Origin of the sequence: Campylobacter concisus, assembly GCF_002912425.1 — a bacterium.
GTDB lineage: Bacteria > Campylobacterota > Campylobacteria > Campylobacterales > Campylobacteraceae > Campylobacter_A > Campylobacter_A concisus_AH.
On record NZ_POYR01000040.1, the window covers coordinates 1 to 12162 of the forward strand.

Genomic DNA, 12162 nt, shown 5'->3' on the forward strand with positions numbered 1-12162 from the left:
TAGCAAAACCGCATTTTTTATATTTATATTTTTACTAGCACTTTGCCTTGCAAAGACGATGTCGTAGTTTTTCGCTAGTGCTTGTTTGTTTGAGATGATATTTTGAAACCTAAGCCCCATATCTTCTAAAGTGGCTGCAAAAAATTCATTGTATTTTGCATTTATATCAGGCAGATACGCGATCCTTAGCTCGTGATTTAGGCTAAAATTTTGCAGTTTTTGCACCTTTTTTAGACTAAGGATAAATTTAAACTCATTACCAGCTCCGCCAAGCGTGCTTATGTCAAGGCTTGAGTTAAAAAGCTTTAGATAAAAGCTAGCAAGTCTTAGATAAAACTCGCTCTCTTCATCGTTTATCTCATTTTCATCTTCTGTGTTTAAAGCTTTTATCTGCTCTTCATTTATGAAAATTTGATTTGTCCTTATCTTTGTTTCGATTAGCAAAAGACCACTTTGGCTAAGAGCGTCGCTGACATTTTTTATCTCTACTATCAAGTTGGCAAATTTATCGCATTTTGTCACGACAGCTTGCATGATAGAGCCAAAGACGACGCTTATCTTCTCGCTATCGCCCTCTAGCTCGTCACTAATGTTTGCATCAAGGTAGGTTAAGAAATTTAGCTTTTTCTCTTGCGTGAAAGGTATCTGCGCTTCAAGGATGTTTGAAAACAAAATTTGTGGGTTAAATGGCTTTAAATTTAGTCCAACTTCGCCATTTCTACTATCAAGCAAGCCTTTTATATTGCTGTAATTTATCGCGATTATCTGACTATTTTTTTCTAAATTTTCAAAAACAAGCTCATTTTTTACCACGTTTTCATCTTTTTTTAGCGTAGCGACCGAGCTTAAAATTTGCTCTTTTGAGAGGTAAAATTTCTTATTTAGCCTAACAAGCAGTCTATCTTTTATCGCAGCAAAGCTTCTTTCTTGCTCATACTTTTGAAGTAGCTCTTTATATAGGGTTATGAAGCTTTCTATTAAATTTTGTGGATTTCTATCACCTCTTTTTAAAATCTCATCTCTTACAAGCTTCATTTTTTGGTTTAAATTTTCTAGAGCTTTTAGCCAGATGTATGTTTTATAGCCAGCGTAAAAGAGCCAAAGCGATAGAAAAAACATCAAAAATGTTAGACTAAGCACCTTTACTCTAAAGTTATCATTTAGTCTCTTTAGCTCGTCACTTAAGACATTTGCTATCTTGCTAAAGAGCTTGGCTCTATTGCTTTCAAAGGTATATATCTGCAAAATTTCATCACGTGTTAGCTCATTTTTTAGCTTTAGCTTAAGGCGGATCTCGTCATAGCCCTGAGAGGTCTCTATATTATCAAGCCTATCTATATCTCTTATTATGTTGTCTTTTATGTCGCCATTTGGGAGTAAATTTGCATTTATATCGTTGTATTTAAGGCTATCTAGAGATTGTTTTAGCGAACTTTCGGTAATTTTTTCTTTACCCATAAGCACGGCTAAGATGTGCTCTTTTGTGGTATTTACGTTTTGAAGCAGCTCATAGGTTCTAAGTAAAGAGAGTATATGACGCTTGATATCAATGTCTAAAGCAACATCTCTAAATAAAATTTGCCCACTTTCAACAGCAGAATTTGCTAACTCAACAAAGCTAAGAAACGAGAGATTAGAGCTCTCCCAACTTGCATTTGCGTTTTTTAAAACTTCATTTAGCCTATCTCTTATCCTTTTATCATCTGGTGTGTTAGAAAGAGTATTTGATAAACTTTTTACAAACAAATTCTTAGCAGCATTTGCCTCTCTTAAAGCCGTCTCGTCTTGTGGCGACCTAGTTTGACTATATCTTTCGTAGGCAATCCTTTCTGAAACGATCGCATCTAAGGTTTTTCTTATCAAACTTTCTCTTTTTACCTCGCTATTTATGCCATAAGAGATCCTAAATTTATCAAAGTAGAGTGCGCCATTATAAAAGCAAGTGATAGCAGCCAAAAATATTGGCAAAAGAACCAAAAATTTACTAACCCTCATTGCCAAGCCTTTTTGAAAATTTATTGCAAAGCGTGCTTATTTCGCTTAGTCTTTCATTTATCTGAGCGATTTTTTTGATCTTGTTTGGTCTAGTAAGTAGCGCATCGAAATTTGCCACAAGCGGAGTGATCTTTAAATTTAGCGCTGGCTCTTTTAAGATCTTTATGCTCTCTTCTAAAAATTTAGTATCTCTTGCTTGCACCGCACTTTGGATAAAGATCATCTTATCTTTGGCTTTGCTTAAAAATATACCAAGATAGGTCGCAAACTCGCTTTTGCTTAAATTTAAAAAGCTAGCAGTCTCGCTAAACCAGCTCTCGTTTAAAACCTCTTCTTCTTTGTCTAAAAGCTCTTTTTCATCTACCTTTAAATTTGGCAAGCGAAGTTTGGTCTTTGCTTTTATCGCAGCTTGCTGGTTTTGGCTGTAAATTTCTGTTTGATCGAGGATTAAAAGCTCAAAATACTCTTCATTTTTTACTGAGCTGATCTTTGAAAATTTAAGCGTCGCATTTAAAATTTTGCCGTTTTTGGTCTTTAAATTTACTCTTAAATTTGGCCTTTTTGCTAGATAATCTATAAAAACTCCAGACTCTTTGTAGTCTAAAACTAGCTCGTCAATGTCTTTATGCTCGCTTAAAAACTCCCTTATATCTTTAAATTCAAGCAGACCAAGAGAGATATCTCCCATCGCTAAAATTTGACCGTTTTTGTCGTATATTATCACTTCAAATTTCCTTCTTTGAGCGTTAAAAGCTTTGCCGCTACGCTTTTGTTTGTTATTTTTGCCACTTCGTCTAAATTTGCTTCGCTGATTTTATCAAAACTTCCGTAAAAGCTGATTAATTTCGCAATACTGCCCTCAGATACGCCAGCTTGTCTTAGCTGTGATCTTTGCATATCGTTTTTCTGCCTTGTTTTTCTGTGAAAACTGATGACAAATCTATGGCTCTCATCGCGCATTTTTTGGAAAAACTGTAGCTTTTTATCGCTCGTGCTTAGGCTAAAGCTGCCATTTTTTGTATAAATTTTATCTTTCGCCTCGCCCTTTGCGCGGTGAGCTTTGGCGTCTATTTTTTCTTTTGAGATGGCGATCACATCGACGTTTGCCCCGCTACTTGCTAAAATCTCGCAGGCTAAGCTTAAAAGTGCCTCGCCTCCGTCAATGACCCAAAGATCAGGCGGACCAAGCTTGTCAAATCTAAGTGCTCTAGCTGTTAGGCTCTCTCTCATCTGATCGTAGTCGTTTTTGGAGCCAAGATGCATGTGGCGGTAGTTTTGATTCGCCCACTCGCCATGCTCATAGCGCACCATCGCCCCGACACTTGCCTCGCCAAAAAGGTGCGAGTTGTCGTAAGCCTCGACCACGTAAGGCGTGTGAGCTAGATTAAAATACTCTTTTATCTCGTTTAAGAGCTCGTTATCGTGTGTTTTTAGGTATTTTTCGATGCTAACTTCGGCATTTTTCGTAGCGATCTCACAAATTTTACGCTTATCGCCTATTTTTGGGCAAGTGATGCTAAATTTACGCCCAAATCTCTCGTTTAAAATTTCCTCCACCAGCTCGCTATCTTCAAAGTCTTCGTGGACGTAAATTTTGGTGCTGATTATTGGCTGACCAGCGATAAAGCTTTTTAAAATGGCCTGCTTATAAGCCTCGTTTATCTCGTCTTTTTGAGCGTTTTTAGCCTGTGTGATATCGGTTTTTACGCCTGTTATCTTACCACTTTGCACGCTAAATCTCACCGCGCAGATCATATCGTGCACGCAAGCGACCGAGTAGGCCTCAAAGTCCTCAAGCTTGGCTAAATCGACCTCGACCTTTGTTTGCATATTTTTAAGCGTTTGCATCTTATCTCTAGTCGCGGCTGCTTGCTCGTAGTCCTCGGCCTTAGCGTAGTTTAGCATGAGCTCTTCAAGACGGGCGATTAGCAAATTTGGATTTTGCAAAGCGGCTGTGGCGTCAGCGACTATTTTGGCGTAGTCTTCTTTTGAAATTTTGCCCTCACATGGGGCGTAGCAGCGTTTTAGCTGGTAAAAAAGGCAGGCTTTTTTGCCTTTGATGCAGGACTTTTTCTGAACTAGGTTGAAATTTAGATAAAGCGCCTCAAGTAGCTCTCCTGCTCCACTAAAATATGGCCCAAAATAGCGTATATTTGAGCCTTTTACCACCTTTCTAGTGATCTCAAATCTAGGGAATTCATCGTTTAAATTTATAAAGATATAAGGGTAGGTCTTGTCGTCACGAAGCAAGATGTTGTATTTTGGCTTAAGCTGCTTGATAAATGAATTTTCAAGTATGAGCGCGTCTGCCTCGCTTGGCGTGACGATGTATTCAAGATGCACAGCCTCGCTTATCATCTTTGAAATTCTTGGGCTTAGCTTTTCAGCTGGAGCTAAGCTTGGGGTAAATTTAAAGTAGCTTTTGACCCTGTTTTTTAAAATTTTGGCCTTGCCGACATATAAAAGTCTGTTTTGTGCGTCAAAATATTGATATACGCCAGGCTCGTTTGGAAGCGTTCTTATCTCGTCTATTAGCATCTTACCTGCTCATTTTTCTTTAGCAAAATTTCTCTTAGCTCTTCAAATTTCTTATAAATTTGCTCATTTGTGGCTAAATTTCTAAATTCGCCCTTGCTTGCTGGCATGATGAAATTTGACCTTTGCGTAGGTTGCGGGGTGAAAAATTTTAGATATTTACTCACGATAAATCTTATATTTTCTTCTTTTTTGTTTTTTATATAGTTGATCTCGCTAAGAGGTTTTGACTTGATGACGCTTGCAAAAATGCTATCATTTTTGACCTTGCAAAATGTTTTTAATAACTCTTTTATATCATTTATACTACTATCACGTCTAAGCTCCAAAAGCCCTGAGGGATGAGTGAGAACGAAGGTTAATATACCTTCTCTAACATAGCAAAAAGCTATGTAAAATCGCTTTGCTTTACCCATGAGGCGCAGAAGCTCTCGGCACTCGTCTGCCATGCTTAATTTTTCTTTATACAAAGGATTTTCGTGGATAGCATCTATCATAAATTTGGCGTCTTTCATAAGGCAATCTTATCATCTTTTATTTTAATTTTCGCTCTTTTTGCACTTAGTGGCTGCGGCTACAAGGACGATCCATTTTATGGCGATGCACCTGTAAAAGAGAAAAAAACTGACAAGATCAATAAAATTTGATCTTAAATTTGGCATAAGATAAAAATGTAATGCAAGCTTAATAAATTTAACTAACCTAAATTTTAGGCTCATTTAAGTAAAATACGCAAATTTTTATCTTACAAGGAGAGTATATGAGGTTATTTGGACTTCTAGGCTTGTTTTTTGCTATAGCCTTTGGTGCTGACGGAGAAGCTGCGGCTATTGACTTAACTACTACATGGGCGGGAATTTTATCGCTTATCATTTTTGTTGTTGGATACTTTTTCATAGCAGCAGAAGAGAATTTTCACATCGACAAGGCAAAACCTGCCATTTTTATCGGCACTTTTATGTTTTTGCTAATCGGCGTTTATATGCTTATAAATGGCATGGATGTGCATTCGCTAGAGCACGAGGTAAATCACCTGATCTTAGAGATAGCTCAGATCGTATTTTTCTTAATGGTAGCGATGACATTTATCGAAGCACTTGTTGAAAGAGATGTGTTTAACGCACTTAAATATAACCTAGTTTCAAAAGGCTACACTTACAGAAAGCTATTTTGGCTAACTGGTATTTTGGCGTTTTTCATTAGTCCAGTGGCTGATAACCTAACAACAGCGCTTATCCTATCAACAGTTCTTTTAACGATAGATAGAAATAATACAAATTTCTTAGTCGCAGGCGCGATAAACATCGTCGTAGCAGCAAACGCAGGCGGAGCGTGGAGTCCATTTGGCGATATCACTACACTTATGGTTTGGGCAGCTGGCAAGTCACCATTTTTAGACTTTTTCGCACTTTTCCCAGCTTCATTTATCGGCTGGTTTGTGACAGCGTTTTTACTTTCACGCATCGTGCCAAATACTGCGCCTCATTTTGACGTCGCAAATGAGCCAAAAGTGGTTATGAAAAAAGGCGGTAAAGCGGTTATCTTCATAGGTGCATTTACTATCTTTTGTGCAGTTATGATGCACCAGTTATTTCACTTGCCAGCGATGTGGGGCATGATGTTTGGCTTCTCGCTACTTAGCCTTTATACATATTATTTCAAAAAAGCTCACAAAGACGAAGAGCCTATGAACGTCTTTCACTATATGTCAAAGATCGAGAACAACACGCTATTTTTCTTCTTTGGAATTTTAGCTGCAGTTGGCGCTCTTCACTTTGCTGGATTTTTAAATTACGCTGTGTCACTTTATGATAAATTTGGCTCAACACCTGTAAATATCGGAGTTGGCTTCCTCTCAGCAGTCGTTGATAACGTCCCTGTTATGTCAGCTGTTTTGAAAGCAAATCCAGCAATGGGAGCTGATGCAGGCGAGGCAATGAGTCAGTGGCTACTTGTGACACTTACAGCTGGTATTGGTGGTTCGATGATCAGCTTTGGTTCAGCAGCTGGCGTTGGAGTAATGGGTAAATTAAAAGGAATTTATACCTTTGGTGCGCATATGAAATATGCATGGATGGTAGTTTTAGGATACATCGTATCACTCATTGTTTGGTATGTGCAGTTTGAAATTTTTCACATCTACTTTTAAAAGGTTATAAATGAACAATACGATTATAGTTTTGGACTTTGGTTCGCAGTATACTCAGCTAATAGCTAGAAGGCTAAGAGAAGAGGGAGTTTATACTGAAATTTTGCCATTTAACGCAAAACTAAGCGATATAAAGGCGAAAGATCCAAAAGGTATCATCCTAAGTGGTGGTCCAGCTAGCGTTTATGCCAAAGATGCCTACTTTTGCGATAACGGCGTCTTTGAGCTAAACATCCCTATACTTGGCGTTTGCTATGGCATGCAGCTACTTGCTCACACGCATGGTGCTGAGGTTTTAGCAGCTGATCACAAAGAGTACGGTAAGGCTGAACTTAGCGTCGTAAAAGAGCACGATCTTTTTAAAGATACACCTTCAAAACAAATCGTATGGATGAGCCATAGCGACTATGTAAAAGACCTACCAAAGGGCTTTGAGGCGATTGCGATTAGCGAAAATTCGCCTTATTGCGCTTTTGGTGATGATAAACGTAAATTTTATGCGATCCAGTTTCACGCAGAGGTGCAACATAGCGAGTATGGCACGCAAATTTTAAAGAATTTTGCTAAATATATCTGTGGCTGCGAGAGCACATGGAATATGGGAAGCTTCGCTAAAAATAAGATAGAAGAGATCAGAAAAGCAGTGGGCACTCACAAGGTGCTTTGTGCAGTTAGCGGTGGCGTGGATAGCTCTGTGACTGCAGCGCTTTTGGCAGCTGCTGTGCCTGAAAATTTGATCCTTGTTTTTGTAGATAACGGACTTCTTAGAACAAACGAAAAAGAGCAAGTTGAAGCTACATTTAGGACCAAGCTTGGTGTTGAGCTAGTTAGTATAGATGCGAGCGAGATATTTTTAGGTCGCTTAGCTGGCGTCGTTGATCCTGAGAAAAAACGCAAGATCATAGGCGAGACATTTATAGAAATTTTTGAAAAAGAGGCTAAAAAGCATGGTGATGTGAAATTTCTAGCTCAAGGCACTCTTTATACCGATATCATCGAAAGCTCAGTCGTTGGCTCAAGCAAGACGATAAAGAGCCACCACAACGTTGGTGGCTTGCCTGATTGGATGACATTTGAGCTAATAGAGCCTTTAAGAGAGATTTTTAAAGACGAGGTTAGAAAACTAGGACTTGAGCTTGGACTAAGCCGCGAGCTAGTCTTCCGCCATCCTTTCCCAGGACCTGGTCTTGCGATCCGCATAATGGGCGAGGTAAATAAGCCAAGCCTTGAGCTACTTCGCAAAGCCGACGTGATCTTGCGCGACGAGCTAAAAAGTAGTGGCTGGTATAACAAAACTTGGCAGGCATTTTGCGTGCTTTTAAATGTAAATTCTGTTGGCGTTATGGGCGATAACCGCACCTATGAAAACGCTGTTTGTGTGCGCGTAGTCGATGCGAGCGACGGCATGACTGCAAGCTTTTCAAGGCTTCCTTATGATCTATTAGAAAACGTAAGCCGCCGCATCATAAACGAGGTAAATGGCATAAACCGCGTAGTTTATGACATTTCAAGCAAGCCACCTGCAACTATCGAGTGGGAGTAAGAACCTCTTAAATAAATAAAGCTGGCCAATAGATGATATCTTACGCCAGCTTTAATCCTAAAATCAAAATATAAAATTAGCTCTTTTAAATAAATGCTTTCAATAAGATATTTAAACACAAAGAAACACGCTTAAATTATATATTTTTCTTGTTTTGAAATACAAGATAAAAAGTAAAGTCACATAACAAAGCTTGCACCAGATATGTAAATATAGTAAAATTATTTTAAGTAAATTTGTACATATCGTAGACGGTCATAGAAAATTTATGAGCTAAAAAACATTTTGCATCATCTTATAAATATCGCTTAAAAAATTATGCAAGTATCAAAAAATGTTTTTCTGAAATTGATGCATTTTTATAAAAAAACCAAACACTTTTTGTTTATTTAATAAGTTCAAACCAAGTTTTTAAATTGGCTGTAAATTTATATTTCTCTGATTCTACCGATCGCTTCAGCAAATTTAAGCTCTTTGTTTTCAAAGAGGTTGTACTCGATCGCATCTTTTTCGCTAAGTATGACGATGGTCGAACCAAGCTCGAAATTTCCAAGGCGCTCACCCTTTTTGATATGTAAATTTTCATACTCATAAATTTGCGTAAAATTTGCCATAGCATTTGTTTGAATGCGCTCATCAAAGCTAAATTTCATCTTGCCAACGTTTAGCGCACCAACGAAGACTAGCCAAAGTTTTTTGCCATTTTTCATCTCGCAAAGTAGCGCCACACGCTCGTTTTTAGTATAAAGGCTATCGACCTTGCCAAGCCATTTTACCGCCACACTGTAAAGCTTACCAGGGATATAGACCGCTTTTTTTATCGTAATATCGCAAGGTGCGTGGTAGTGGTGGTAGTCTTTTGGGCTAAGGTAGATATTAGCAAAGTCATACTCGCCCTCAAGCTCGCCCTGCCCTAAAAGCTCTTTTAACCCATAATTCATGCCTTTTATACTAAAAGCTTCTAGATCTTTTGTAGTGCCAAAACTAAGGCAGGTGCCATCAACAGGACTTATAAATATCTCATGTGCTGCGTCAAATTCTCTTGGCTTTAAGAGCTCTCTAGTAAAAAGTTCGTTTAAATTTTTATACTCATTTGCTGGCTTAAACTCGCTCATGTCGATCTTAAATAGCTTTACGTAAAAGGAGTTGATGAGCTCTTGAAGCGGTTTGAAAAAGTTTAATTTTGCTACCTTGCCAAAAATTTGAGAAAATAGATTGTCCTTGTTCATTTTATTCCTTGCTTAAATTTAAAATAGCGATCTCACTTGGAGCAAAGATCCTAACTGGAGGCCCCCAAAATCCTGCACCGCTACTAACATAAGCTTGCATTTTATCATTAATCTTATAAAGCCCATGTAAAAAACCTTGATCTAGCAGGACTAAAATGCCAAAAGGAAAAATTTGTCCAGCGTGCGTGTGACCGCAAAGGACTAGATCGACATCTTTTTGCATAGTTTTTATAAATTTTGGCTGATGAGAGAGTAGGATGGTCGGTAGATATGGGTCACATCCTGCTAGCGCTTCGTCTAAATTTGGCTCTAAATTTTTAAACCTTATGCCGGCTAGATCATAGATCCCTGCCAAATTTATACCAGCTATTTTTTCATTTTTATTGCCAAGTATCCTAATGCCAAGAGCGCGAATTTTTTCTAGTATCCCATCAACTCCGTGGTAGTATTCGTGATTGCCAGGGACATAAAAGGTGCCATAGGTGCTTTTAAGATTTTTTAATGGATCCAAAAAATCCCCTATAAGCTCAGCTCTCATATCAACCAAGTCGCCAACTATCACCACTAGGTCTGGTCTAGCTAAATTTATCTCTTTTACGAGCTCAGCCACAAAATCCTTTTGCAAAAACTCGCCTATATGCACATCAGTTATCATGGCTATTTTTAGATCACTTTGTAAATTTTTTATTTTTATACTAATTTGTCTAATTTTTGGCGGAGTAAGTGCATTAAAAATTCCTTTTAAAAAGCAAGCAACTATAAAAACAACAAATGTCACATCAAAGCAAAATTTAATAAATTTTCGTCTTGTGGGATTAAAATGAGCTTTTGAACAAATGGATCTAACAACATCATAAAATAAACTAACACCAAATAAAAATAGTGAAAATCCAATGAGCGTTCCTGCTATCAGATATAGCTCTATATTTAAAAAAGAAAATCTTAATTGAAGAACAAATACAAACTCAAGCGCACTAATAATATAGAAGAATATACGAATTTTTTTAAGATGCGGTGTAAAAAACGATACCTTTTTGATAAAACGCTTGTATGAGTATAAATTTGTAAAAACACTAAAGATAAATGCCCCAATAATAATCCGAAAAAGTCCCAAAATATCTCCTTAAAAACAAAGATTATATTTTATATTTTTAAATTTACATTATAAATTTTATTAATTATTTAGAACAATTTGTAGTGCTAAGCCGTATGATTTTATAATTTAAATTTATAAAAATAATTATTAAAAGGTATTTGCTTTAGGATAATAACTAAAAGATAAAATTTTGGAATTTAAAAAATAAAAAGGTGGGAAAATATCCCACCTTAAAAAGTGTTACTCTACTTTACCAGATTCCATTCTTTTTTTGTAGATCTTACGAAGTTTTCTTATATCGTTTTTAACTTCGAATACACCATGCCAGTGTGAGTAGTCAGGGCCACCCATTAGAGCGCCTTGTCTCATACGACGACCTTCATGGTGCCACATATGATAATAGACATCTTGGAATTCATCTGACCAAGCATCTTCTAGTAGTAGGTTTTTAGCTTTCAACTCTTCAAGCATCTTAGTTGCTTCAGCGCTATAAACGTTATAAAGCTCTACTTGTTTATCACCCATAATGAAGAAGTTATCTGTATGAGTTGATGTATGGCAAGCTTTACAAACTAGTTTCATCTCAGCACGTGCTTTTTCAGGATCGCCACTTGGGTGACCTGCTAGAGGTGTTCCTATGTTTAGTTTGCCAGTTTTTTCGTAAATAGCAGCAGCTTGTTCATCACCAGCTGTTCTTAGCTTACTGCTGATGCCCCATAGGTTCCATTTTAGTCTTCTTGAAACGTTGTGAGTTGTTGTTGTTTCACCAACACCACTCATGTGGCAAGCTGCACAAGTTGGAGCTCTAAAGTCTGGTACATCCCATGTATCAGGAGCAGCATCAAAGTTCCATTTGTGAGCTTCACTGTTATAGATATGTCCGTGCATTGAGTTGTTAAAGATCTCAATATCTGGGTGATCAGGTCCAAGGTGGCAAGATGCACAAGCAGCTGGTTTTCTAGCTTCAGCTATATCAAATTTATGAACGCTATGGCAAGATTTACAATTTCCTACGCCACCATCTGGATAAACATTGCCTATACCATAGTTTGGCCAAGTCTCTTTTGTAGGTTTGTGATCAGCGTCTAGTTTGATGACGGTTCCGTGGCACTGAGAACAACCAGTGGCATCTGGAGCCATTTTAAAGTCAGGATGATCTGCTCCCTCATAGTGATACATTAGTTTCACCATTGCAGGATTAGCATACATTTGCATAGCAGCTCTTGCGTGACCGCTCTTTACTAGTTCATCAACTTCGTTTTCGTGGCACTTAGCACAAGTTTTTGGGCTAACTAGCATTGAAACGTGGTTGTTAGAATCTTTTGGATGCACCTTAACTGAAGCCATAGGATTATCTGCATTTACAGAGTGACAATCCATACAACTTACGCCAACGTGAGCGTGGCGACTATTTTTCCAATCGGCAACTATGCCGGGTGTCTCTTTAGCGTGGCACTCAACACAGCTTTTTGATAAGTCTGACATTTTGTGAGCAACTTTAATGTTTTTTACAACATTAAGGTTTAAAGCGTCAGATTTATTTGCATCCATGTTTGCGGCAAAGCCAAAAGACATTAGACAGGCTAATAACATTAGCGACTTTTTAAACATCTCT

10 protein-coding genes are annotated in these 12162 nt (G+C 37.8%); 3 read left to right on the forward strand and 7 right to left on the reverse strand.

Annotation, left to right across the window (positions count from 1 at the left end):
- From CYP84_RS02125 to CYP84_RS02140, 4 genes are all read right to left on the reverse strand, one after another.
- Positions 1–1995, reverse strand: a 1995-nt coding sequence (locus CYP84_RS02125) for a histidine kinase (RefSeq protein ID WP_103636516.1), incomplete at its 3' end; no start/stop codon positions are given.
- Entirely contained in the window at positions 1985–2719 is a 735-nt protein-coding gene (locus CYP84_RS02130; RefSeq protein ID WP_103635350.1) for a hypothetical protein, read from the reverse strand. The genes CYP84_RS02125 and CYP84_RS02130, both read right to left, overlap by 11 nt.
- Entirely contained in the window at positions 2716–4533 is a 1818-nt protein-coding gene (uvrC, locus tag CYP84_RS02135) for an excinuclease ABC subunit UvrC (RefSeq protein ID WP_103636517.1), read from the reverse strand. Before uvrC ends, CYP84_RS02130 begins: the two co-directional genes overlap by 4 nt.
- A complete protein-coding gene (locus CYP84_RS02140) occupies positions 4527–5027 on the reverse strand; it encodes a hypothetical protein (protein WP_180996363.1) in 501 nt (166 codons plus the stop codon). Before CYP84_RS02140 ends, uvrC begins: the two co-directional genes overlap by 7 nt.
- Between CYP84_RS02140 and CYP84_RS10680 the strand changes: the two genes are divergently transcribed.
- The 3 genes from CYP84_RS10680 (at position 5010) to guaA (ending at position 8222) form a co-directional block, all read left to right on the forward strand.
- Positions 5010–5177: an LptM family lipoprotein gene (locus CYP84_RS10680; RefSeq protein ID WP_012001408.1), complete on the forward strand. Its 168-nt coding sequence runs from the start codon at positions 5010–5012 to the stop codon at positions 5175–5177. The two genes, CYP84_RS02140 and CYP84_RS10680, sit on opposite strands and share 18 nt — an antisense overlap.
- Before the next feature lie 113 nt (positions 5178–5290).
- Positions 5291–6679 carry a sodium:proton antiporter NhaD gene (gene nhaD / locus CYP84_RS02145; RefSeq protein WP_009294572.1) on the forward strand — a complete coding sequence of 463 codons (1389 nt, stop codon included), beginning with the start codon at positions 5291–5293 and terminating at the stop codon, positions 6677–6679.
- 10 nt (positions 6680–6689) lie between these two features.
- Positions 6690–8222: a glutamine-hydrolyzing GMP synthase gene (gene guaA, locus CYP84_RS02150; RefSeq protein WP_103636519.1), complete on the forward strand. Its 1533-nt coding sequence runs from the start codon at positions 6690–6692 to the stop codon at positions 8220–8222.
- A 428-nt stretch (positions 8223–8650) separates the two neighbouring features.
- Here the strand turns inward: guaA and CYP84_RS02155 are convergent, their stop codons facing one another.
- The 3 genes from CYP84_RS02155 to CYP84_RS02165 form a co-directional block, all read right to left on the reverse strand.
- Positions 8651–9451: a phosphatidylserine decarboxylase gene (locus tag CYP84_RS02155; RefSeq protein ID WP_103636520.1), complete on the reverse strand. Its 801-nt coding sequence runs from the start codon at positions 9449–9451 to the stop codon at positions 8651–8653.
- A gap of 1 nt (position 9452) precedes the next feature.
- On the reverse strand, positions 9453–10106 hold the full coding sequence (locus CYP84_RS10990) for a metallophosphoesterase (protein ID WP_258033876.1): 654 nt from the start codon (positions 10104–10106) through the stop codon (positions 9453–9455).
- Between the two features lie 681 nt (positions 10107–10787).
- Positions 10788–12158, reverse strand: coding sequence for a multiheme c-type cytochrome (locus tag CYP84_RS02165; protein ID WP_103636522.1), 1371 nt, complete (start codon positions 12156–12158; stop codon positions 10788–10790).
- Positions 12159–12162 lie beyond the last annotated feature (4 nt).